General features: G+C 73.0%; 22 protein-coding genes. 5 read left to right on the forward strand and 17 right to left on the reverse strand.

Annotated features, from left to right (window positions below):
* Nucleotides 1-180 precede the first annotated feature (180 nt).
* Nucleotides 181-1,398 carry a DNA polymerase III subunit beta gene (gene dnaN / locus V9U70_RS25950; protein ID WP_336679070.1) on the forward strand — a complete coding sequence of 406 codons (1,218 nt, stop codon included), beginning with the start codon at nucleotides 181-183 and terminating at the stop codon, nucleotides 1,396-1,398.
* 248 nt (nucleotides 1,399-1,646) lie between these two features.
* On the opposite strand, the gene V9U70_RS25955 is transcribed toward dnaN, so the two are convergent.
* From V9U70_RS25955 to V9U70_RS25975, 5 genes are all read right to left on the reverse strand, one after another.
* A complete protein-coding gene (locus V9U70_RS25955; RefSeq protein ID WP_336679072.1) occupies nucleotides 1,647-2,534 on the reverse strand; it encodes a glycoside hydrolase family 19 protein in 888 nt (295 codons plus the stop codon).
* 347 nt (nucleotides 2,535-2,881) lie between these two features.
* Entirely contained in the window at nucleotides 2,882-3,049 is a 168-nt protein-coding gene (locus V9U70_RS25960; RefSeq protein WP_336679073.1) for a hypothetical protein, read from the reverse strand.
* Nucleotides 3,050-3,268: 219 nt separating this feature from the next.
* Complete coding sequence (locus V9U70_RS25965; RefSeq protein WP_336679074.1) at nucleotides 3,269-3,427, reverse strand: hypothetical protein; 159 nt, start codon at nucleotides 3,425-3,427, stop codon at nucleotides 3,269-3,271.
* A gap of 47 nt (nucleotides 3,428-3,474) precedes the next feature.
* On the reverse strand, nucleotides 3,475-4,143 hold the full coding sequence (locus V9U70_RS25970; protein ID WP_336679076.1) for a hypothetical protein: 669 nt from the start codon (nucleotides 4,141-4,143) through the stop codon (nucleotides 3,475-3,477).
* A 318-nt stretch (nucleotides 4,144-4,461) separates the two neighbouring features.
* Nucleotides 4,462-5,745, reverse strand: coding sequence for an adenylosuccinate synthase (locus V9U70_RS25975; RefSeq protein WP_336679077.1), 1,284 nt, complete (start codon nucleotides 5,743-5,745; stop codon nucleotides 4,462-4,464).
* Between the two features lie 186 nt (nucleotides 5,746-5,931).
* Between V9U70_RS25975 and V9U70_RS25980 the strand changes: the two genes are divergently transcribed.
* Nucleotides 5,932-6,810, forward strand: coding sequence for a diacylglycerol kinase family protein (locus tag V9U70_RS25980; protein WP_336679078.1), 879 nt, complete (start codon nucleotides 5,932-5,934; stop codon nucleotides 6,808-6,810).
* A 166-nt stretch (nucleotides 6,811-6,976) separates the two neighbouring features.
* On the opposite strand, the gene V9U70_RS25985 is transcribed toward V9U70_RS25980, so the two are convergent.
* Nucleotides 6,977-7,585, reverse strand: coding sequence for a GbsR/MarR family transcriptional regulator (locus V9U70_RS25985; RefSeq protein WP_419724038.1), 609 nt, complete (start codon nucleotides 7,583-7,585; stop codon nucleotides 6,977-6,979).
* An 84-nt stretch (nucleotides 7,586-7,669) separates the two neighbouring features.
* Between V9U70_RS25985 and V9U70_RS25990 the strand changes: the two genes are divergently transcribed.
* The 3 genes from V9U70_RS25990 to V9U70_RS26000 all read left to right on the forward strand — a co-directional run bounded on the left by V9U70_RS25990 (nucleotide 7,670) and on the right by V9U70_RS26000 (nucleotide 10,662).
* On the forward strand, nucleotides 7,670-8,608 hold the full coding sequence (locus tag V9U70_RS25990; RefSeq protein ID WP_336679079.1) for an ABC transporter ATP-binding protein: 939 nt from the start codon (nucleotides 7,670-7,672) through the stop codon (nucleotides 8,606-8,608).
* Nucleotides 8,605-10,242 (forward strand): ABC transporter permease, encoded by a 1,638-nt coding sequence (locus V9U70_RS25995; protein ID WP_336679081.1) that lies wholly within the window; start codon nucleotides 8,605-8,607, stop codon nucleotides 10,240-10,242. The genes V9U70_RS25990 and V9U70_RS25995 overlap by 4 nt, the downstream gene beginning before the upstream one ends.
* A 69-nt stretch (nucleotides 10,243-10,311) precedes the next feature.
* A complete protein-coding gene (locus V9U70_RS26000; RefSeq protein ID WP_336679083.1) occupies nucleotides 10,312-10,662 on the forward strand; it encodes a hypothetical protein in 351 nt (116 codons plus the stop codon).
* A gap of 13 nt (nucleotides 10,663-10,675) precedes the next feature.
* Here V9U70_RS26000 and V9U70_RS26005 read toward each other — a convergent pair whose 3' ends face one another.
* From V9U70_RS26005 to V9U70_RS26055, 11 genes are all read right to left on the reverse strand, one after another.
* Nucleotides 10,676-11,881, reverse strand: coding sequence for a cytochrome P450 (locus V9U70_RS26005; RefSeq protein ID WP_336679084.1), 1,206 nt, complete (start codon nucleotides 11,879-11,881; stop codon nucleotides 10,676-10,678).
* Nucleotides 11,882-11,924: 43 nt separating this feature from the next.
* Nucleotides 11,925-12,587 (reverse strand): response regulator transcription factor, encoded by a 663-nt coding sequence (locus tag V9U70_RS26010; protein ID WP_336679086.1) that lies wholly within the window; start codon nucleotides 12,585-12,587, stop codon nucleotides 11,925-11,927.
* Nucleotides 12,584-13,906: a sensor histidine kinase gene (locus V9U70_RS26015; protein ID WP_336679088.1), complete on the reverse strand. Its 1,323-nt coding sequence runs from the start codon at nucleotides 13,904-13,906 to the stop codon at nucleotides 12,584-12,586. Before V9U70_RS26015 ends, V9U70_RS26010 begins: the two co-directional genes overlap by 4 nt.
* Before the next feature lie 179 nt (nucleotides 13,907-14,085).
* Nucleotides 14,086-14,988, reverse strand: coding sequence for an alpha/beta hydrolase (locus V9U70_RS26020; protein WP_336679090.1), 903 nt, complete (start codon nucleotides 14,986-14,988; stop codon nucleotides 14,086-14,088).
* 110 nt (nucleotides 14,989-15,098) lie between these two features.
* Nucleotides 15,099-16,319: a kynureninase gene (gene kynU / locus V9U70_RS26025; RefSeq protein ID WP_336679091.1), complete on the reverse strand. Its 1,221-nt coding sequence runs from the start codon at nucleotides 16,317-16,319 to the stop codon at nucleotides 15,099-15,101.
* The gene (locus V9U70_RS26030; protein ID WP_336679093.1) at nucleotides 16,312-17,160 is read right to left on the reverse strand and encodes a tryptophan 2,3-dioxygenase family protein; all 849 of its coding nucleotides are present in this window, start codon (nucleotides 17,158-17,160) and stop codon (nucleotides 16,312-16,314) included. The genes kynU and V9U70_RS26030 overlap by 8 nt, the downstream gene beginning before the upstream one ends.
* A 293-nt stretch (nucleotides 17,161-17,453) precedes the next feature.
* Entirely contained in the window at nucleotides 17,454-17,867 is a 414-nt protein-coding gene (locus V9U70_RS26035; protein ID WP_336679095.1) for a DUF3151 domain-containing protein, read from the reverse strand.
* A gap of 236 nt (nucleotides 17,868-18,103) precedes the next feature.
* Entirely contained in the window at nucleotides 18,104-19,285 is a 1,182-nt protein-coding gene (locus tag V9U70_RS26040) for a MalY/PatB family protein (RefSeq protein WP_336679097.1), read from the reverse strand.
* A 93-nt stretch (nucleotides 19,286-19,378) separates the two neighbouring features.
* Nucleotides 19,379-20,410: a class II fructose-bisphosphate aldolase gene (fbaA, locus tag V9U70_RS26045; protein WP_336679099.1), complete on the reverse strand. Its 1,032-nt coding sequence runs from the start codon at nucleotides 20,408-20,410 to the stop codon at nucleotides 19,379-19,381.
* 233 nt (nucleotides 20,411-20,643) lie between these two features.
* Nucleotides 20,644-21,183: an orotate phosphoribosyltransferase gene (gene pyrE / locus V9U70_RS26050; protein ID WP_336679101.1), complete on the reverse strand. Its 540-nt coding sequence runs from the start codon at nucleotides 21,181-21,183 to the stop codon at nucleotides 20,644-20,646.
* Between the two features lie 63 nt (nucleotides 21,184-21,246).
* Complete coding sequence (locus tag V9U70_RS26055; RefSeq protein WP_336679102.1) at nucleotides 21,247-22,041, reverse strand: aldose epimerase family protein; 795 nt, start codon at nucleotides 22,039-22,041, stop codon at nucleotides 21,247-21,249.
* Nucleotides 22,042-22,078: the final 37 nt, after the last annotated feature.

The raw sequence follows: 22,078 nt of genomic DNA on the forward strand, positions 1-22,078 counted from the left end.
CGGCGCCGGAGCGCGGGGGACGGGGCGGCAGCGGCTCACGGGGGTGGTCGCTGTCGCCGCGTCCCCTCCACGCCCCCGCGGGTGTGCGGGGCGGTGGTCGGGGCCGGTTGTCAGTGGCGCCTCCTAGGCTCGGTCGAAGCCGGTGGAACCGGCACCGGCTTTCGAGGAGAGGTCCCCGCCGTGGAGTTCCGCATCGAGCGCAGTGCTCTGGCCGACGCCGTGGCCTGGGCCGCCCGCGTCCTGCCCGTCAGATCGCCGGTCCCGTTGCTGGGCGGCCTGCTGCTGGAGGCCGAGGGCGGCCGGCTGCGCATCTCCGGGCTGGACTACGAGGCGTCCGCGCGCATCGACGTGGACGCCGACGTCCCCCGGCCCGGGAAGGTGCTCGTCATGGGGCGCCGGCTGCTGGACATCTGCAAGGTGCTGCCCGAAGGGCCGGTGGAATGCGCCGTCGAGGGCCCACGGTTCACGGTGTCGGGTGACGGGGCCCGGTTCGGGCTCTCCGTGCTGCCCCTGGACGACTATCCCGCACCGCCCCCGCTCCCGCCGATACGAGGGGCGGTGGACGCGCGGCGGTTCGCGGCGGCCGTCACCGACGTCGCCGTGGCCGCCGGGCGCGACGACACGCTGCCCGTGCTCACCGGAATCCGGCTGGAGCTCGACGGCGACACGATGACGCTCGCCGCGACCGACCGGTACCGCTTCGCCGTGCGGACGATCCCGTGGCGGCCGACGGCCCCCGGCGGGCCGGCCGACGTCATCGTCTCCGCGCGCCGGCTCACCGAGATCGCCCGCTCGCTGGCCCGGTCCGGAGAGGTGAGCGTCGCTCTGGACACCGGTTCCGCCGGCTTCGAGCACGCCGGGACGCGGACCACCGTGCGGCTGCTGGAGGGCCGGCTGCCGCGCCACGACAAGCTGTTCGCGATGAGGGACCCGGCCGTCGCGGTGGTGGACCGGGCCCGGCTGGTGGAGGCCGTCCGACGGGTCGCCGTCGTCGCCGACGGGGACAGCCCGGTGCAGATGACGTTCTCCCGCGCCGACGCCTCCGTCCTGCTCCAGGCGGGTTATGAGGACGATGTGGCCTCCCAGCGGATACCGGCGGCCCTGGAGGGCGCCGAGGAGACGGTGGTGGCCTTCAACCCGGCGTATCTGACGGACGCCCTGGCCTCCTTCGCGGGGCCCTCGCTCCGGCTCCTGCTGCTGGGGGCGGGCCAGCGCGCGATGATCACGGACGACACGGGCCCCGCGGCCGACGCGGAGGACGGCGACGCCACCAACACCCCGGCCGGCACGGGCGGTGTGGCGGGCAGGGGTGGCGTGGCGGGCCCGGACAGCGTGGCCGGCACGGGCGGGGAGACCCATCGGCACCTGCTCATGTCGGTGAAGCCGCAGTTGACCTGAGCCCACGGGGCCGGACCGGGGCCCGGGACGAAGCAGGACTGGCCTCGTACCGGGGACGTGGGGCGCGCCGGGGCGTGGGGCGCGCTGGTGGCCTCCCCCGTACCGGAGGCGCGGTCGCACGGCGGGTCTGCGCCCCTGTTCCCGGCGGTGCCCACGACGCCGAAGCGGGGGGTGCGCCCGGCGTGAGCCGGTCACACCCCCCGTACGGGTGGGGTCTCACCTCGGAGCAGGCCCTCAGGAGCCGGGGGTCAGCAGCTCAGGTTCGAGCCGGGCGTGGTGCCGAGGATCTGGGTGAAGGCGGTGAACTTGTTGATTCGGCTCTGGACCTGCGCCGGGTTGCCGCCGTTGCACTCCAGTGCGCCGTTGATCGAGCGGATCGTCTCACCGAAGCCGGCGCCGTTCACGATGGCGTTGTGGGCCGTCATCGTGCCGGGACCGTTCTGCGTGTTCCAGTACCAGAGGCCGGTCTTCCAGGCCACGGACGCGTTCTGCTCCACCAGGTAGGGGTTGGCCAGCAGGTTGATGCCCAGGGCGTCGCCGGCGGCCTTGTAGTTGAAGTTCCAGCTCAGCTGGATGGGACCGCGCCCGTAGTAGGCGGCCTGACCGGCCGGGCAGCCGTAGGACTGGGTGGTGTCGCAGTAGTGCGGGTAGTTCGCCTCGTTGACTTCCTTGATGTAGTACAGCCCGCCGGTCTCGTGGCTGACGTTGGCGAGGAAGGCCGCGGCCTCCCGCTTCTTCAGCTCGTCGCTGCCGGTGTTGGCGAAGGCCGGGTAGGCGCTCAGCGCGGCGGTCAGGCCCTGGTAGGTGTAGAAGGAGTTCCGGTTCGGGAACATCTGGTTGAACTGGGCCTCGCTGACGACGAAGCCGTCGTTGTCGCCCGGCTCCTCACCGCCGCCCGTGCCGCAGGCGCCCTGGTCGGCCCAGACCTGCGAGGTGCCCGGACGCTCGTTCTGCGTCCACCACTTGGCGGTGTAGTTGCGGCCGTTGTACGAGACCACGCCGCCGTTCGTGTAGACGGCCGAGGAGCTCCAGGCCGTGGCACAGGTGGCCGCCTGCGCGGTGGCGGCGGGGAGAACGACGAGCGTGGCGACGAGCGCGGCGAGCGCGACGAGGAAACTCAAGGCACGTCGGATCACGTGATCACTCCTTAGACGCGGCGCGACGTCCGGCCGCACGCCGCCGTGGGGGTGACCGACACTCAACCGACGATGGTCTGAACCTGTCAAGGTCTAGACCATCCCGAGTCATACGACGCCCTCCCGGGCCCGGCCCGCCGCCGACCGGGGCCAGTCGGACCGCACCGCCCCCAACAGCCCTGATACCGGAAGAAGCCCGTCCGGGCCGACCGCGAACGGAGGCGGGCGCCGAAGGTAAAATCTTCGGCCCGCCCAGCATGCGGACGCGCTCGGCACCCCGACGCACTCGCCCCCTCCCCCTCGCCGGAGGAGCCGGACGCCGACGGCGTGAGGCCGATCGACGCCGCCTAACAACCGCTGAGGAGCAGTCCGTCCTCGACGAAACTCCAGACGTCGGTGTACGGGTCCCACTTCTCGGGATCGGCCGATTCGACGCGCTTGTTCATCGCCTGTGCGTACTTCTTGGCGTCCTTGTACCGCTGCCCGTCCTTGCTCAGCACCTGCTCCTCACGCATGTGCTTCGACTGCTGCTCGGAGACCGTACGGACCTCTCGGCCGTACGTCGCCGCGAAACCGGGGCGGGAGCGGAGCCGGCTGTTGGCGTCGCCGCAGACTCCGCCGAAGCTGCTGGTGGTAGTCCTCGGGGGCCAGCCCCGCGTCCCGGGCCTGCCGCTCGACCTTGCGCAGGGTGCGTACGGCGTCCTTGACCATGGCGTACGGCTTACGGTGCTTGCCTACGGCGTTCTCGTTCTCGAAGTGGTGATCGACGCCCCGGCCCGGCGTGGCGTGGCCTGCGTGCCGTTCCTCACGATGATGTCGATGTACTCGGGCTCGGTGACCTCGCCCTCGGTGAAGATGTACACCTGGCGGGCGCGGCTCGCGCGGCCTTTCATGCCACTCTTCCGGCGGGAAATGCTGTCCCCTCCCCTTGGCCTCGCCATCAGACCTCTCCCGCCTCCATGTCCGCCATGTCGTCCGTCCGTACCAGCCGCCGCCCGATCTGCCCTTCGGAGACATTCGGCACCGCGCCGAAGGAGCCCGCCAGATACGACAGGACCGCACCGCTGTCGAGGGCGAGCAGGAGCGGGCCGATCAACGCGAACCAGGAGCGAGTGCCCCACGACTCCGCGGACCAGTCCAGCGCCGTGTGCTCTCCTCCGCCTGCGTGAACCAACCGCACCACAGGGCGCCCGGACGAAGTCTGCTCGACCTCCACCTCGGCAATGCCCAGGTCTGCGACGCGGAGCAGTTCCTCGGCCCGTGGCCGGAAGTCCTCGTTCCTGAGCAAGTTCACGGCCGTGTAGTCCTCGCGCTGTGTGCGCTCGGTCTCGGGTGTGACGTCCCAGAGGTTGTTCCTGAACCAGTCGAAGATCGGTGTGAGCTGTTCGTGTCCGTCGTTGGCCGCGCGGGTCAGAAGGGGGGCATCCTGCCTCGTCGTACGCGCCAGCCGGGTGCGGTCGTGGAGCCGGTCGCCGGGGACGAAGTCCGCCTCGTACAGCGAAGTCTCCGCAGCTGCCTTCGGGTCGAGGGCGAACTCGTCCCGGGGGATGCCGTCGTAGGAAGTCCAGTCGGCATAGGAGCGCATCACCGCGTGCTTCATGTTCTTCAACGCGGCGATCACATCGGACTTGCCGGAGGCGTTGGCGCCTAAGACTCCGACGACGGTGTGGACCGGGAGCAGGCTGCCGTCGGAGAGGGCCAGCTCGCGCGCCGCGGCCTGCTCCCTCTCGCCCCCCTGGGAAGCGACGAGCGACAGTTCCTGCTCGTCCGCGGGGACCGGACGTTCGCCACCCGGAATCTCAGCAGCGTCCCGGCTCCTTCATTGCGGACACATCAGTCACACCATCCAGCCCGCGTACGGGGGTGTGCGGCGGCGGTCGACGCGTGGCGCCCGTCGTCCGCCGCCGCGGTTCTTCCCGGCCGTTCCCTACAGGAACGAGTTGATCTGGATCGTCTCGGTCCGGCCGGGGCCGACGCCGATCGCGGAGATCGGTGCGCCCGACATCTCCTCCAGGGCCTTCACGTAGTCCTGCGCGTTCTTCGGCAGGTCGTCGAAGGTCTTGGCCTTGGTGATGTCCTCCGACCAGCCCGGCAGGTTCTCGTAGATCGGCTTCGCGTGGTGGAAGTCGGTCTGGCTGTACGGGAGTTCCTCGACCCGCTTGCCGTCGATCTCGTACGCCACGCAGACCGGGATCTGCTCCCAGCCGGTGAGCACGTCGAGCTTGGTGAGGAAGAAGTCGGTCAGGCCGTTGACCCGCGTCGCATACCGCGCGATCGGGGCGTCGAACCAGCCGCAGCGGCGGTCGCGGCCGGTGGTGACACCGCGCTCGCCGCCGATGCGCCGCAGCGCCTCGCCGTCCTCGTCGTGCAGCTCCGTCGGGAACGGACCGGCGCCGACTCGCGTCGTATAGGCCTTGAGGATGCCGATGACGCGGCTGATCTTCGTCGGGCCGACGCCGGCGCCGGTGCAGGCGCCGCCCGCGGTGGGGTTCGACGAGGTGACGAAGGGATACGTGCCGTGGTCGACGTCGAGCAGGGTGCCCTGGCCGCCCTCGAAGAGGACGACCTTGCCCTCGTCGATGGCATCGTTCAGGATCAGGGTCGTGTCGGCGACGTACGGCTTGATCTGCTCCGCGTACTGGAGCATGTCCTCGACGACCTTGCCGGCCTCGATCGCCCGCCGGTTGAAGACCTTGGCCAGGAGCTGGTTCTTCTGCTCCAGGGCCGCCTCGACCTTCTGCTCCAGGATCGACTCGTCGTAGAGGTCCTGGACGCGGATGCCCACCCGGTTGATCTTGTCGGCGTACGTCGGGCCGATGCCGCGGCCCGTCGTGCCGATCTTGCGCTTCCCGAGGAAGCGCTCGGTCACCTTGTCGACCGTGACGTTGTACGGAGTGATCAAATGAGCGTTGCCGCTGATCAGAAGCTTGGACGTGTCGACGCCTCGCTCGTTCAGACCGCTCAGCTCGGAGAGCAGGACCGCCGGGTCGACCACGACACCGTTCCCGATGACCGGGGTACAGCCCGGCGACAGGATTCCGGAGGGGAGCAGATGAAGCGCGTACTTCTGGTCGCCGACGACGACCGTGTGACCGGCGTTGTTGCCGCCTTGGTAACGCACCACATAGTCGACGGAGCCACCGAGGAGATCGGTGGCCTTCCCCTTGCCCTCGTCACCCCACTGAGCACCGAGCAGCACAAGTGCGGGCACAGGCGTACACCCCTTCCGGGCGGGGCATGTCCAAGGGTCAGGGGCGTACGTAAAGGTCGTACCTGCCGCACGACGATGTACGACACAGCCTGAGCCGTCGAACCGGGTGCCCCGGAATAGACGAAGCCCCTGGCGCAATAGCGCAAGGGGCTCTTGCACCAAGATGCTACCCGAGGAAGGACCGAGGTGTCGGCTGCAGAGCCCCCCGGCGACGGCGACGACCAGCTTCTGGTGGTCATCGACCCGGTCGCCCGCCGGACCGACGGCGAGTCCGTCCGCATCGCCAAGGACGTGCTGAGCGCCGGATCGCAGGCCAAGATCTGCCTTCCGGACAGCCACGAGGAGTTCACGCGAGCGCTGTCCCGCCGGGGCTCACGCCGGCCGGTGATCGTCGGCGACGACCATGCCCTGCTGCGTGCCGTGGCCCATCTGCACCGTGAACGGGAGCTGGCCGAAGGCGTCCTCTCGCTGGTACCGGTAGGCGCGGCGCACGCCCTGGAGGTGGCCCACGCCCTGGGCGTGCCCCGGGGCGCGGTGGCGGCGGCGCGGACCGCGCTCGACGGCGCCGTGCGGCGTCTGGACCTCCTGGTCGACGACAGCGACGGCGTCGTCCTGGGCCGCCTGCGCATCCCCGCGCCGACCCCGCCGTCCGGGCCCGGCGCGCAGTACTCGGGCGTCACGGCCGTCTGGGACACCTGCCGCTCACTGATGACGTCGCTGGTCCGTCCCGCCCCGGGGGCCGCCGCCGCGCACCCCGGCACGCACCGGTTGCGCGTCGAGGCGGACGGGGTGCTGCTGAGCGACCTGGACACGCCCGTGCGGGACGTCCGGGTGACCTCCCAGGGCGACGGCGGCCTGGTCGACGTCGTCGTCCGCACCGCCGCGGGCGAGGACGTGACGGCGGAGGCGGGCGCGGTCACGGTCTCCGGCGCGGACTTCCGCTACCGGGCGGACATACAGACCGGCGGCCCGGTGCGCACCCGGACCTGGACGGTGCGCGCGGGCGCGTGGGGGCTGATACTCCCGCCCTCGACGAGCGTCGGCGGGACGGGGGGCGCAGCCTGAGGGGAGAGGGACCGGGCGACGGTCGGACGACACCCCGGGGGCGCTCGCCGCGGCAGACTTTTCCTCGGGGGGCGGCGCCTGTCGGGCCCACCACGCGGCGGGCTTCTCACCTCGCCCAGCCTCGCCCCGGCCCGGCCGCCCCGGCCCGGCCGCTCCGCCGGGTGCTTCACCGTCCGCGGTCGGCCGCCGGCCCCAGGTCCAACGTGTCGCGGTGGGTCTTCCAGCGGTCCAGCATGCTCGACATCTCCTTCCGGAGAAAGTCGAAGAACGCGACGGTCTCGGCCAGCCGCGCTCCGGCCGGGGTGTCCGCGCCGAGCGTGCGGACGCCCTCGCCGAGCGTCTCCTCCCAGCGGGTCAGAACCCGGTCCCGGTCGGCGAACGCGGTGTACCAGACCTCGTTCTGAAGGCGGTAGCGGTCGCGGCGGGAGCCCGGTTCCCGCTCCCGGCTCACCATGCTGACCCGGGTCAGGTAACCGACCGCCCCGGAGACCGCCGCCGGGCTGATCCGGAGGGCCTCGGACAGCTCCGCCGAGGTCATCGCGGCGTCGTCGTCGGCGAGGAGGGCGGCGAAGACGCGGGAGGCCATGCGCTGCATCCCCGCCTCCGTCATGTCAGCGGCGAACCGCTCCACGAAGCGCGAGACGGCCTCGGCGTCCGGCGCGCCCCGCCCCCTGGCCCCGGCCCCTCCCTCGGGCTGCTCCCCGGCCCGTTCCCCGGCCCGGCCCTCGGAAGGCTCACCGCCCGGTCCGCCGCCGTGCTGCCTGGCCGTGCTCATGGACGCGTCGTCGGTGCTCATGGGCGCAATTTTATACACTTCCTTAACTTCATAAATCTGTGAAAGGAGCGTACGTTCGGAGGCATGGCAAAGGCGATCAGCGTGACCGGACTGCACAAGTCGTTCGGGCGCACCCATGCTCTGGACGGCCTCGACCTCGCCGTCGACACCGGGGAGGTGCACGGCTTCCTCGGGCCCAACGGCTCCGGGAAGTCCACCGCCATCCGCGTGCTGCTGGGCCTGTTGCGGGCCGACGCGGGCACGGCCCGGCTGCTGGGCGGCGACCCGTGGGACGACGCCGTGGAACTGCACCGCAAGGTGGCGTACGTCCCCGGGGACGTGGCCCTGTGGCGCAACCTCTCCGGAGGGGAGGTCATCGACCTGTACGGGCGGCTGCGGGGCGGCCTGGACGGCACCCGGCGGGCGGAGCTGATCGAGCGGTTCGACCTCGACCCGACGAAGAAGGGGCGCACCTACTCCAAGGGCAACCGGCAGAAGGTCGCGCTGATCGCCGCGTTCGCCGCGGACGTGGACCTGCTGATCCTGGACGAGCCGACCAGCGGACTCGACCCGCTCATGGAAGGGGTCTTCCAGCGCTGTGTCGAGGAGGCCAGGCAGCGCGGCACGACGGTGCTGCTCTCCAGCCACATCCTCAGCGAGGTCGAATCGCTCTGCGACCGGGTCAGCATCATCCGGCAGGGCCGGACCGTGGAGACGGGCTCGCTGGCCGAACTGCGCCACCTGACGCGCACGAGCATCACCGCCGAGCTGGCCGGGCCGCCCGCCGGGCTCGACCGGCTCCCGGGCGTCCACGACCTCGACGTCCGGGGCGCGCGGGTCCGGCTCCAGGTCGAGACGCACCTGCTGGACGCCGTCCTGACCTCGCTCACCGCCGCCGGGGTGCGCTCGCTGACCAGCAGCCCGCCCACGCTGGAGGAGCTGTTCCTGCGGCACTACGCGGACGGGCCGGCCCAGGGCCCCGCGGGCCGGCCGGCCACGGACGAGGCGGAGGGGGCCCGGTGACCGCCGGCGCCAAGACCGGGCCCGCCGGGTCCGCCCCGCCGTCCCCCGGCGCGGGCGGCCGCCACCGCTTCGCGGGGACCGGGGCGCTGCTGCGCCTGGCGCTGCGCCGGGACCGGCTGACGACGCCCCTGTGGGTGGCGGTGCTCGGCGGCTCCTTCTCCTCCGTGGCCTCGTCCCTCACCACCCTCTACCCCACCGCGGCGGAGCGCTCGGAGCTGGCCGTGTCGATGACCGGCAACAGTTCGCTCCGGGCGCTGTACGGGCCCGTCTTCGACGACAGCGTCGGCGGACTCGTCGCCTGGCGCATGGTCGGCTTCGGGGCGGCGCTGGCCGCCGTGATGAGCCTGCTGATCGTGGTCCGGCACACCCGCGAGGAGGAGGAGACCGGCCGTCAGGAGATGCTCTCCTGCGCCGTCGTGGGCCGCAGCGCCCCGCTGACCGCCGCGCTGCTGGCGGCGGTGGTCGCCAACGCGGCGCTCGCCGTGCTCATCGCCGCCGGGCTGGCGGGCGCCGGCGCCGGGGGCCCGGGGGCGGTGGCACTGGCCCTGGCGGTCGCCGGGACCGGTGTGCTATTCGCCTGCACGGCCGCCGTCGCCGCGCAGCTGACGGAGAACACCCGGCTGGCCAGGGGGCTGACGGCGGCGGCGCTGGGCGCGGCGTACGTCCTGAAGGCGGCGGGCGACGCGGCCACCGACGACGCCTCGTCCCCGCTGACCTGGCTCTCCCCCGTCGGCTGGGCGGAGAACGTGCGCGCGTACGCCGCCGAGCGGTGGTGGGTGCTGCTGCTCCTCGCGGCCGCGGCCCTGGCGCAGGCGGCCCTCGCCTACACCCTGGCCGCCCGCCGCGACGTGGGCATGAGCTTCCTGCCGAGCCGCCCCGGGCCCTCCTCGGGGCGGATCTCCTCGGCGGCCGGGCTGGCCCTGCGGCTGCAACGCGGCGCGCTGATCGGCTGGACGCTCTCCTTCGCCGCGGTCGGGACCGTCTTCGGCTCCCTGGCGGACGGGGCCGCCGACCTGATCGGGGACAACGCGCAGACCCAGGAGATCTTCCGGCGGATGGGCGGCGACGCCGCGATCACCGACGCCTTCCTGGCCGCGATGGCCGGGATGCTGGGCATGGTGGCCGCGCTGTACGTCGTCTCCTCCGCGCTCCGGCCGCACGGCGAGGAGACGACGGGCCGGGCCGAGCCGGTCCTCGCCGGCGGGGTGACCCGGACCGCCTGGGCGGGCGGCCACCTGGCCGTCGCGTTCGGCGGATCGGCGCTCGTCCTGGCCGCGGGGGGCCTGGGGCTCGCCGTGGGCCACGGACAGCGCCCGGCGGAGACCCTCTGCGGGACCCTGGTCCAGCTCCCCGCCGTATGGGTGCTGGGCGGGCTCACGGTCCTGCTGTACGGGGCGGCCCCGAGACTCGCCGCCGCGGCCTGGGCGCCGGCCGGGATCAGCCTCGCGCTCGGCTGGATCGGCCCGGCTCTGGACCTGCCCCGGGCCGTGCTGAACCTCTCGCCCTTCAGCCATCTCCCCAAGCTGCCGGGCGACGCCATGTCCTGGCCGCCCGTCCTCCTCATGAGCGCAGGGGCAGCGGCCCTCACGGCGGCGGGTCTGGCGGCGCTGCGCCGCCGTGACCTGCTGTCATGACCCGCGGCGCGGCGGCCGGCGCCCCCGGTGCGGGGAACCGGCCGGCGCGTCCGCCGCGTCCTTCAGGACATGGATGCAGAGGAGACCACGAGCGCCCGCAGAGAAGCCGTCATCGGAACCGCGGGCTGCCTGACTGCCGGGCTGGGGGCCCTCACGGGCATCGCGGTCTGGACCCCGTACGGCGTGAGCGGCCTCTTCGGCGGCTTCGAGGGGGAGATGAACCCGGACGTGCTGCTGCTCGGCCTGCCCGTCATGGTCCTCGGCGGGATCGCCGTGTTCCTGGCCGTCTTCGCCCTGATCCGGCGCAGGTGGCGGGCCGCGCTCGGGCTGGTGGCGGCGCTCGCCGCGCTCGCCGCCTTCGGCTTCGGCTTCGACGTGCTGGCCGGGCCCCCGACGATGGACTGCGGAGACCCCTGCTGAGCCGCCGGGCGCCTCACAGCTCGACGCGCAGCTCCTTCAGCCCCCGGATCACATACCCCGGCTGCCACTCGGGCTCCGTCACCGGCCGCATCCCGGGCGCCTCGCGCAGCAGCTCGCCGAAGGAGGCGAGGAGTTCGAGGCGGGCCAGGGGAGCGCCCAGGCAGTAGTGGATGCCCGCGCCGAAGGTGAGGTGCGGGTTGTCGGACCGCGCCAGGTCCAGGGTGTCCGGCCGGTCGAACCGCGCGGGGTCCCGGTTGGCCGACCCGAACAGCAGCGCCACCTCCGACCCGCGCTCGATCACCGTTCCGTCGATCTCGACGTCGTCCAGCACCCAGCGTTCAAACATCTGCAACGGGGTGTCGTAGCGCAGGAGTTCTTCGATCGCCGTCGGCAGCAGCGCGGGGTCGGCGCGCAGGGCGGCCAGCTGCTCCGGGTGGCGGAAGAGGGTGCGCCAGCCGTTGACCGTGGTGTTCACCGTCGCCTCGTGGCCCGCGTTGAGCAGCAGTACACAGGTCGAGATCATCTCCTGCTCGCTCAGCCGCTCCCCCTCGTCGTGGGCGGCGATGAGGGCCGTGATCAGGTCCTCGCCCGGGGTCGCGCGCCGCTCGGCGATGAGGGCGCGCAGATAAGCGGAGAAGTCGGTGGAGGCCTGGACGGCGGCCTTCGCCGTCTCCTTCGAGGGATTCAGCTCGAACATCCCGCAGATCGCCGCCGACCAGGGACGCAGCAGCGCCCGGTCCGCCTCGGGAACGCCCAGCATCTCCGCGATCACCGCGACCGGCAGCGGCTCCGCGACCGCGCTCAGCAGGTCGCCGCCGCCCTCGGCGACGAACGCGCCGACCAGCTCCGCCGCCAGCCGCCGCACCGTCGGGGCGAGCCGCTCGACGGTGCGCGGGGTGAACGCCCGGGAGACCAGCCGCCGGATGCGGGTGTGGTCGGGGGCCTCCAGGTCGAGGATGCCCTGCCCGTTGAGCGTGTGGAAGGGTTCGTGCGCGGCGGGCGGCGGGGTCCGGCCGAACTCCTCGTGGCTGAAGCGGTGCAGATACGTGCGCCCCAGGCGCCGGTCGCGCAGGAGGGCCGAGACGTCGCAGTGGTGCGGGATCAGCCACTGCCCGGTCGGTTCGAACCAGTGCGCCCGTCCGGTGGCGCGCAGCGCGGCGTAGGCGGGGTAGGGATCGGCGACGAACGCGGGCGACCAGGGGTCGAAGGACACGTGCATGACCCGACGCTACCCGCACCCGCCGCCAACGCAAGGGGGGCCGCTATCCCGGTGTGACCAGCCGCGCCTCGTACGCGAACACCGCCGCCTGGGTCCGGTCGCGCAGGCCGAGTTTCACCAGGATGCGGCTGACGTGGGTCTTGATCGTGGACTCCGCGACGACCAGGTGGGAGGCGATCTCCGCGTTGGACAGCCCCTGGGCGATGAGGACGAGCACCTCCGTCTCGCGTTCCGTGAGGTCCCCGATCCGGGCGAGGGCGGGTGGCCGGGGGGCCTCCGCGAGCTTGGAGAACTCGGTGATCAGCCGCCGGGTCACCGTCGGGGCGAGCAGCGCCTCGCCGGAGGCCACCACCCGCACCCCGTCGGCGAGCTGCCGGGCCGAGGCGTCCTTGAGGAGGAAGCCCGAGGCCCCGGCCCGCAGCGCCTGGTAGACGTACTCGTCGAGGTCGAACGTCGTCAGCACCAGGACCTTCGCGTCGGCGTCCTGCGCGACGATCTCGCGGGTCGCCTCGATGCCGTTCATCCGCGGCATCCGGATGTCCATCAGCACGACGTCCGGGCGCAGGGCGGCGACCTGCTCGACGGCCTGCCGGCCGTCGACGGCCTCCCCCACGACGGTGATCTGCGGCATCGCGTTGAGCAGCACGGAGAAGCCCTCGCGGACCATCATCTGGTCGTCGACGATCAGGACGCGGATGTCGCTCACGCGGCGCCGCCCCGGCCGGTCACGAGCGTGTCGGCGCCTTCATCCGGGTCGTCCGGGCGGCTCGGCGGCGGCACGGGGAGGAAGGCGACGATCTCGTACCCGCCGTCCTCGGTCCTCCCGGCCGTCATCTCCCCGTTCAGCATCGCGACCCGCTCCCGCATCCCGGTGATGCCGTGCCCGGCCCCCGGTGACGGCTTGACCAGACCGGTGGGCGGCCCGTTGACGACGCGCAGCCCGAGCCCGCCGAGCACGTAGCCGATCTCCACCTGGGCCGTGGCGCCCGGCGCGTGCCGCAGAGTGTTGCTCAGGGCCTCCTGGATGATCCGGTACGCCGACAACTCCACGCCCTGGGGCAGCTCGCGGACGGCTCCGGTGACCGTCTTGACCGTCTCCAGGCCCGCCTCCCGGACGTTGTCCAGCAGCCCGTCGAGGGCGGCCAGGGTGGGCTGCGGGGCGTCCGGGGCCTCGTAGTCGTCGGCCCGGACGACGCCGAGGACGCGGCGCAGTTCGGTGAGGGCGGCGACCGCGTTCTCCCGGATGGTGACGAAGGCCTGCTCCAGCTCGGGCGGCGGGTTCTCGACCCGGTAGGGGGCCGCCTCCGCCTGGATCGCGACCACGGACATGTGGTGGGCCACCACGTCGTGCAGCTCCCGGGCGATGGTGGTGCGCTCCTCCAGCAGCGTGCGCCGGTCGCGCTCGACGGCGGTGACGGTGCGCTGCACGGTGACCTCCCGCTCGGCGTCGCGCCGGACCTGGACCACGGTGACGACGAGCAGGGCGAAGGCGGAGACGGTGGCCAGCGACGCGGTGTTCGAGGTCTCACCGCCCTCCAGCAGCATCCCGAACAGCAGAGCCAGCAGCCACATCCAGACCGCGGTACGGGGCCGGGTCCGGGCGGCCACGACCACCATGACCACCATCTGGGCGACGAAGGCGCTGGGGCCAAGCAGCTCTCCGCCGCTCAGGATCGCGCAGAAGACGGTCGCCAGCAGCGAGCCCCAGAACGCGGCGATCGGCCTGATGAGGGTCATCGCGACCGGAATCGCCGGCACCACGCCCATCAGGAAGCGGTAGTGCCAGGTGGCGAACCCGGCCATCAGCACGATGAAGGCGGCGAACAGCACCAGGGCGTGCGGGGTCCAGACGGCGTACCGGCGCACTCCCTCGGGCAGCAGCCGCATCACCCGGCCTTCCGGGGACAGCGGCGGCAGCGGGCGGTAGGCGAACACATGACGGCAGAGGTCCTCCCGCAGGCCGTCCATCGCTCCTGCGGCCGCCCGGAACTCCGGGCTTCTGTTCTTCGTCTGGGTCTCGGTCACGCTTCCACGGTAGGCGGCGGCCAAGGGCGGGTCGTCCGCACCGATACGGATCTGTCGGCGTCCGTCTCAAGGATGACCCGTCTCCACCGCAGGCCTGTCCCGGGACTGCAAGAGACCTGTCCGGGGCGTGCCGCGCGGTGGCGGCGGCCCCGTGCTCCTGGCGCCGCCGCGGCCGGCCGTCACCAGGCCAGCTGGGTGATCTCCTCCGCCACGATCGCGCAGGCGTCGGCGGACGGGTCGATCAGCGGGAAGTGCCCGACGCCGCCGAGCAGCGTCAGCCCGACCGTCTCGCCGGACCGGGCCGCCGCGTCGACGTACGCCTCCGGGACGGCCCGGGGGACCTCGGTGTCCTCGACGCCGTGGACGATGGCGGTGGCGATCCCGGTGGGCAGCAGCACCCCCGGGTCGGCCTGCGCCGCCCGCTCCGCGAACCGGCCTCCCTCGCCGAGGAGTTGGGCGACAGCTCCGCCGCACACCCCCAGCTCGACGGCCGTCGCGAAGTCCGCGATCGGCGCCAGGGCGACGACCCCGCGCAGCGGGGGCGGGGCGGGCAGCCGCCACGGCGAGCCCTCGGGCAGCACGTGCCGCGCCGCCGCCCACAGGGCCAGGTGCCCGCCGGCCGAGTGCCCGGCGACCACCGTCCGCCGCACGTCGGCCTGCGGCAGCTCGCGGGCGGCCAGGGCGGGAAGGGCGTCCATCGCGGCGGCCACGTCGTCGAAGGTCTCCGGCCAGCGCCCCGCGACGGGGCTCGCGCCGGGCGGCAGCGCACCCGCGTCGCCGCCGCGCTGCTGCGGGACGTCGCCGCCACGCCGGTACTCCACGCTCGCCACCGCGAAGCCCCGGCGGGCCAGGAAGTCCGCGAGCGGGGAGACGTGCGCCCGGTCGTACGGGGCGCGCCAGGCTCCGCCGTGCAGCAGGACGACGAGCGGGGCGCCCGTGCGGCCGTCACGCGGGGCGAAGAAGTCGACGACCTGGTCGGGGTGGCTCCCGTAGGCGGCGGACCGGTCGGGGGCGACCTCCGGGTGAGCGAACGCCGATGCGCTCTCGACGGCGTCCCGATCACGCGCGGCGGAATCCGACATGCTGCTCAACCGTCCTCTGCCCGTTCCCTGTGCCCAACTGGGTCGACCTGCGGGGACGGTACCAGCACTCGGCACCGCCCCCATCCGGCCACACCACTCCTGACAGGCCGTCAGGCTGCCTGCTCCCGGGGGAGCACGAGCACCTCGGCGAGGACGCGCGCCGCCCGCTCCGCGTCCGCGAAGCCCACGTACAGCGGGGTGAAGCCGAACCGCAGCACGTCGGGCCGGCGCAGATCGCCCACGACGCCCCGCTCGACGAGCCGGCGCATCACGGGCTCCGCGTCGTCACAGCGCAGGGCGACCTGACTGCCGCGCTCGGCGTGTGCGACCGGGGTGACGGAGGTGACCCGGCCGGCCGGCGCGTAGGCCTCGACGCACTCCAGGAAGAAGTCCGTCAGCGCCAGCGACTTGGCCCGCACCGCGTCCACGGACACCCCGTCCCACACGTCCAGCGCCGCCTCCAGCGTGAGCATGGAGACGATGTCGGGCGTGCCGACCCTGCCCCGTACGGAGCCGTCCGCCGGGGCGTAGCCGGGGGTCATCCCGAACGGGTCGGCGTGCGAGTTCCAGCCCGGCAGCGGCGAGTCGAACGCGGCCTGGTGGCGCTCGGCCACGTACAGGTACGCGGGCGAACCGGGGCCGCCGTTCAGATACTTGTAGGTGCAGCCGACCGCCAGGTCCACCCCGTGCTCGTCGAGCCCGACCGGCAGCGCACCGGCGCTGTGGCACAGGTCCCAGACGACCAGGGCGCCCGCCGCGTGCACGGCGCCGGTCAGACCGGGCAGATCGTGCAGCCGGCCCGTGCGGTAGTCCACGTGGTTGAGGAGGACGACGGCGGTACGCGGCCCGAGCGCGGCCGGGACGTCGGCGGGCTCGACCGGGACGATCCGGTGGCCGGTCAGCCGGGCGGCGGAGGCGGCGATGTAGCCGTCCGTGGGGAACGTCGTGGCGTCGACCAGGATCTCGTCGCGCCCCTCGCCCGCCAGGCGGCCCGCGGCGACGACCGCCTTGAAGACGTTCACGCTGGTGGAGTCGCCGACGACGACCTGCCCGGCGGCCGCCCCGACGAGCGGGGCGATCCGGTCGCCGATCCGCTCGGGCGCGGTCCACCAGCCGCTCTCGTCCCAGGACCGGATGCGCAGCTCGCCCCACTGGCGGGTGAGGACGTCCCGCACCCGGTCGGGGACGTGGACGGGAAGCGCGCCGAGCGAGTTGCCGTCCAGGTAGACGCCGTCGTCCAGGGCGAACAGCTCCCGCCGTCCGGCGAGCCGGTCGGCGGCGTCGAGGGCGGCCGCGCGCTCGGCGAGGCCGCTGTGCGGGGTCTCAGACATAGCTGCGCGCCGTCCACAGCTCCGGGAACACGTTCTTCGTGGCGCGCTTCTCCAGCCAGGCCACGCCTGCGGAACCGCCGGTGCCGGTCTTGGAGCCCATCGCGCGCCGGGTGGCGACGAGGTGGTCGTTGCGCCAGCGCCAGACCAGCTCGCCCACGTCGGTCAGCAGCTCGCCCAGGCGCACCAGCTCGTCGTTCTGGTCGTCGGAGGCGTAGATCTCGGCCCACACCGCCTCGACCTCGGGCGACGGCTCGTAGCGCTGGGTCAGGTCGCGGGTGAGGACGGCCTCCGGAATGGCGTACCCGCGGCGGGCCAGCAGGGCGAGCGTCTCGTCGTACAGGCCGGGCTCCCCGAGCGCCTTCTCCAGCTCGGCGTACACCCGGGGGGCGCCCCGGTGCGGCACCAGCATGGAGGCCGACTTGTCGCCGAGCAGGAACTCCATCCGCCGGTACATCGCGGACTGGAAGCCGGAGCCCTCGCCGAGCGAGCCGCGGTAGGAGTTGAACTGGGCGGGGGTGAGGGCCGCGAGCGGCCGCCAGGTGTCGTTGAGCGCTTCCAGCTCGCGCAGCGACCGCTTGAGTGCGTCGCGCGCGACCGGTATCCGGTCCTCGCGCAGGGCGCGGATCGCCGTCTCCCACTCATGGACGATGACCGTGAACCACAGCTCCATGACCTGGGTGGTGACCAGGAAGACCATTTCGCCGGGGTCGTCGGAACGAAGGTGCTGGAGATGGGTCAGGACGTCCGCCTGGACGTAGTCCTCGTACGGAGTCGTTCCCTCGAAGTCCAGGTGCGGGGTCTCCACACCGGTGGCTTCGGGGTCGGGGTGGTTCGTCGACATCGCTGTCTCCTCGACACGAGCTTCCGGGTAGCGGTCCGCCCCTTCCGTGAGGTGATGGAGCTCCGGTCCCCTGTTCGCATCCTAGAGGGTGTCCGGCGGATCAGGGCGGACAGACCGCGGCGTCCGGTGCGGTGCCCCGCACGGCGCCGGAGCGTCCTCGTCGCGGAGCGATGCGGGCCTCCCGGCAACGTCGCGAGGCGCCGGTCCAGGCGTCGCTGACCCGGTCCGGACCCGCCGGGCGCCCCCTGAGCCCGGCCCGCCCGGGGTGCCGGGCGGGCCGGGGTGCGATCAGCTCAGCCGAGGATGTCGGCCGCGGTCGGCGAGGAGTCCCGCAGGAACGTCGAGCAGCGCTCGTGCTCCGCGGTCTCGCCGATCGTGCCGGCGGCCCGCGCCAGGGCGTGCAGGGCGCGCAGGAAGCCGCGGTTCGGCTCGTGCTCGAACGGGACGGGGCCGTGCCCCTTCCAGCCGGCCCGGCGCAGGGCGTCGAGGCCGCGGTGGTAGCCGGTGCGGGCGTACGCGTAGGACTCGACGACCCGGCCGCCCTCGAACGCCTCGTCGGCGAGCTGCGCCCAGGCGAGCGAGGAGGTGGGGTACTTCGCGGCGACCTCGTCGGGCGGGGTGCCGGCGGCGAGCAGCTCGCGCGGCTCGGGGTCGTCGGGCAGGTGGGTCGGGGCGGGGCCCCCGAGGAGGTTCTCGTGGATGGACATGGTCCAAGTGTGCCTGCCCCCACGGCCCGGCGGGACCACACCCCGTGCCCCTTCACGGGCCGTTCGCCCCGGGTTCCGGCACCGGCCCGCCCGCCGCCCCCGGGGCGCGGGGCGCGGGGCGCGGAGAGCGGTGGCGCGGGGCGCGGGGCGTCCCGCTCGCCTTCCGGAACGGGCGCCCGGGTCTCCCGCTCGCTTCCCGGCGCGGGGCGGCGGGCCCCGCCGTTCCGCGCCGTCGGCTACCGCAGGGCCCGCACCGCCCGGACCAGGGCCTCCGCCCCCGCCTCCGCCTTGCTCCGGGGGCATCCCAGGTTCAGCCGTACACATCCCGGAGCCCCGTACACCGAGCCCGGCATGATCGCCACCTTCTCGCGGTCGATCAGCACCCGCTGCAAGGCGTCCTCCCCGACCCCCAGCGGGTTCAGGTCGATCCACGCCAGGTAGCCGGCCTGCGGCGGTCGCCATCCCAGCTCGGGGAAGGCCGTGCGCAGCCGCTCCGCGACGAGCGCGAGATTCCCCGCCACATAAGCCCGTGCCGCGTCCAGCCACGCCCCGCCCTCGCGGTACGCGGCGATGTGCGCGGTCAGCGACAGCACCGCCGGGGAGGCGAGACCCTCCGCGGTCTCCATCCGGCGCAGGTACTCGGCCCGGTCGGCCGGATCGCCGATGAGGCCGTACGAACCGGTGAGCGCGGGGAAGTTGAAGGACTTCGACGCGGAGGTGATGAGCGCCCAGCGGCCCTCCCCCGCCACCCGCGTCCACGGCACATGGGCGTGCCCCGCGTGCACGAAGTCCGCGTGGATCTCGTCGCTGATCACCGCGACGCCGTACCGCCGGGCGAGCGAAGCGGTCCGGCCCAGCTCCTCGCCCGTCCACACCCGGCCGGTCGGGTTGTGGGGCGAGCACAGCACCAGGACCTTCGCGTCGGGCCGGGCCAGCTCACGCTCCAGGGCCTCCTCGTCCCCCACCGGCGCCCCGCGCAGCTCCCGGCCGAGCCCGGTGACCGCCTTGCGGAACCCGTCGTACGTGGGGGTGTGGACGACGACGCCGTCCCCCGGCGCCGTCCACATCCGGAGGAGCTGGGAGAGCTGGTTGAGCACGGACGGACCGTAGACCAGGCGCCCGGTGTCGATGTCCGTGCCGTACCGGGTGGCGTACCAGTGGGCTATCGCGGAGCGGAAGTCGTCCTGCCGCCAGGTGGTGTAGCCGAACACCCCGTGCTCCAGGCGGGCCCGGAGGGCGTCCAGCACCTCGGGGGCCGTGGCGAAGTCCATGTCGGAGATGGTGAACGGCAGCAGCCCGTCGACCCCGAACCGGTCCGCGACCCCGTCCCACTGGACGCACCAGGTGCCCCGGCGGTCGACCACCGTGTCGAAGTCGTAGTGCGCGTTCGCCGTCCCGGTCCTCTTCGTGCCCGTCACCGCATGCCCTCTTCCCTGGTCCCGGTACGACGACGGGCCCGGTCCCCCGAGGGAGGGCCGGGCCCGGCGCCGTACGCGTGTGTCCGTGCGTGGTTACTTCAGCTTGGTACCGGTGGAGCGCAGGTTCGCGCAGGCCTCGGTGACGCGCTGGGCCATGCCGGCCTCGGCCGCCTTGCCCCAGGTGCGCGGGTCGTAGGTCTTCTTGTTGCCGACCTCGCCGTCGACCTTCAGCACACCGTCGTAGTTGCGGAACATGTGGTCCACGACCGGGCGGGTGAAGGCGTACTGGGTGTCGGTGTCGAGGTTCATCTTCACGACGCCGTTCTCCAGGGCGGTGAGGATCTCCTGCTCGGTGGAGCCGGACCCGCCGTGGAAGACGAAGTCGAAGGGCTGGCTCCCGGCGGCCTGGCCGTACTTCGAGGCGACGCCCGCCTGGAGGTCCTTCAGCAGCTCGGGGCGGAGCACGACGTTGCCCGGCTTGTAGACGCCGTGGACGTTGCCGAAGGAGGCGGCCAGCAGGTAGCGGCCCTTCTCGCCCAGTCCGAGCGCCTCCGCGGTGCGCAGCGCGTCGTCGACGGTCGTGTACAGCTCGTCGTTGATCTCGTGCGTGACGCCGTCCTCCTCACCGCCGGTCGGGGTGATCTCGACCTCAAGGACGATCTTGGCGGCGGCCGCCTTCGCCAGCAGCTCCTGGCCGATGGACAGGTTGTCGGCGAGGGTCTCGGCCGATCCGTCCCACATGTGGGACTGGAACAGCGGGTTGAGGCCCTTGGCCACGCGCTCGGCGGAGACGTCGATCAGCGGACGCACGTAACCGTCCAGCTTGTCCTTGGGGCAGTGGTCGGTGTGCAGCGCGATGGTGACGTCGTACTTCGCCGCGACGATGTGGGCGAACTCGGCCAGGGCGACCGCGCCCGTGACCATGTCCTTGTTGTGCTGGCCGCCCAGGAACTCCGCACCACCGGTGGAGATCTGGACGATGCCGTCGCTCTCGGCCTCCGCGAATCCGCGCAGTGCGGCGTGCAGGGTCTGGGACGAGGTCACGTTGATGGCCGGGTAGGCGAACTTGCCCGCCTTTGCCCGGTCGAGCATCTCGGCGTAAGCCTCGGGGGTTGCGATGGGCATCTGACCGCTCCTTGGGATGTGCGGGTGTGCAGGCTGGTCCCTGACCTGGGGGCGACGTCATCGTCGCCCCCATCTTCCCAGACTCTCCCTTCGGCTCCACCCGGCGGACCCCGTTGGCCGGAAGCCGGGGCCCGGCGCGGGGTGGGGCGGGATACGCTCCCGGGGTGGACGGTTTCACGTGAAACCGTCCACCCCGGATGAAAACCGCAGGTCACATCGCGGTCGAAAGCGGCTCAGCCCAGATCGAGGTCGGCCACGGAGTAGACCTGGACATACGGCAGACCGGCCTCGGCGATGGCCGGGGCGGCCCCGCGCTCGACGATCACGGCGACGGCGACGACCTCGCCGCCCGCCTCGCGCACCGCTTCGACGGCGGTCAGCGGCGAACCGCCCGTGGTGGAGGTGTCCTCGACGACCAGGCAGCGGCGGCCCTTCACGTCGGCGCCCTCGATCCGGCGCTGCATGCCGTGCGCCTTCTGCGTCTTGCGGACGACGAACGCGTCCAGGCTGCCACCGCGCGCGGCGGAGGCGTGCAGCATCGCGGTGGCGACCGGGTCCGCGCCCAGGGTCAGCCCGCCGACGCAGTCGTAGTCCAGCTCCGCGGTGGCGTCGAGCATGACCTGGCCGACCAGCGGCGCGGCCTTGCCGTCCAGCGTGATCCGGCGCAGGTCGATGTACCAGTCGGCTTCCAGACCCGAGGAGAGGGTCACCTTGCCGTGCACCACGGCCTTGTCCTTGATCTGCTGGAGCAGGTCAGCGCGTACGTCAGTCATGTCCACGAGGGTAAGCGCTCCCGCCGGCCCCCGCGGCCCGTGGTCCCGCGCCCACCGGCCGCCTCACAGCCGCACCCAGCTCCAGGTCGACGTGATCTCCAGCGGATCGATCGGGGTCACCAGCCGGGGCGTGGTGTTCAGCCCGTTCGGCGGCCCGGACTGCGGCTCCACACAGACCGCCGCCTCCTGCTCGTCGTAGACCACCACCCACTCGCTCCGGCTCTTCACCGTCAGCTCCAGCCACTGGGGCCAGGTGAGCGTGACCTCGACGCCGTCGGGCATCCCGAAGCAGTCGTCCCACGGCCCGGGGGCAGGGTCGATGCGGCGGCCGGTCGGCAGGTGGTCCGCGCCGCGCTCCTCCTGCCAGGCGGCGTCGAAGGACAGGACGGCGTCCCGGCCCCCGATGTCGCGGAGGAACCACGGGTGCCAGCCCGCCTGCGCCGGGAAGGAGTCGCCGTACGTCTCCACGGCCAGGCCGAGCGTCAGCGCGTCCTCGGTCAGCTCGAAGGTCTGCGTCACCCGGCCCGGATACGGCCAGGGCTCGGCGAGATCGTAGTAGAAGGCCGCCTGCGCCCCGTCCGTGTGCGCGGTGTGCCAGGAGACGTCCCGTCCGGTGCCGTGGAGTGCGTGCGGAGGGGGGTTCAGCGGCAACTGGTGGGTCGCGTCGCCGTTACGGAACCGCCCGTTCCCGGTGCGTCCGCACCAGGGCACCATCGGGAAGCAGCCGTACCGCTCGCCTTGGCGCAGCAGTTCGACGCCCCCGATCCGCAGGCTGCTGATCCGGCAGCCGTGGGCGGGGTCGACGGTCAACTCGGCGTCGCCGGCGGTCAGCCGGACGTTCTCTTCGCTACTGCTCACCCGACGACCCTACTGGCCGCCCGTCCCGGACCCGGCC

The organism is Streptomyces pratensis, assembly GCF_037137275.1.
Taxonomy (GTDB): Bacteria; Actinomycetota; Actinomycetes; order Streptomycetales; family Streptomycetaceae; genus Streptomyces; species Streptomyces pratensis_B.

Coding starts and splice junctions, on each gene's coding strand:
- V9U70_RS26030 (WP_336679093.1), bottom strand. CDS start 17,160: ATGTCGACGAACCACCCCGACCCCGAAGCCACCGGTGTGGAGACCCCG.
- V9U70_RS26035 (WP_336679095.1), bottom strand. CDS start 17,867: ATGTCCATCCACGAGAACCTCCTCGGGGGCCCCGCCCCGACCCACCTG.
- fbaA (WP_336679099.1), bottom strand. CDS start 20,410: ATGCCCATCGCAACCCCCGAGGCTTACGCCGAGATGCTCGACCGGGCA.
- V9U70_RS26005 (WP_336679084.1), bottom strand. CDS start 11,881: ATGCACGTGTCCTTCGACCCCTGGTCGCCCGCGTTCGTCGCCGATCCC.
- V9U70_RS25985 (WP_419724038.1), bottom strand. CDS start 7,585: ATGAGCACGGCCAGGCAGCACGGCGGCGGACCGGGCGGTGAGCCTTCC.
- kynU (WP_336679091.1), bottom strand. CDS start 16,319: ATGTCTGAGACCCCGCACAGCGGCCTCGCCGAGCGCGCGGCCGCCCTC.
- V9U70_RS26000 (WP_336679083.1), top strand. CDS start 10,312: ATGGATGCAGAGGAGACCACGAGCGCCCGCAGAGAAGCCGTCATCGGA.
- pyrE (WP_336679101.1), bottom strand. CDS start 21,183: ATGACTGACGTACGCGCTGACCTGCTCCAGCAGATCAAGGACAAGGCC.
- V9U70_RS26020 (WP_336679090.1), bottom strand. CDS start 14,988: ATGTCGGATTCCGCCGCGCGTGATCGGGACGCCGTCGAGAGCGCATCG.
- V9U70_RS25965 (WP_336679074.1), bottom strand. CDS start 3,427: ATGAAAGGCCGCGCGAGCCGCGCCCGCCAGGTGTACATCTTCACCGAG.
- V9U70_RS25990 (WP_336679079.1), top strand. CDS start 7,670: ATGGCAAAGGCGATCAGCGTGACCGGACTGCACAAGTCGTTCGGGCGC.
- V9U70_RS25960 (WP_336679073.1), bottom strand. CDS start 3,049: ATGCGTGAGGAGCAGGTGCTGAGCAAGGACGGGCAGCGGTACAAGGAC.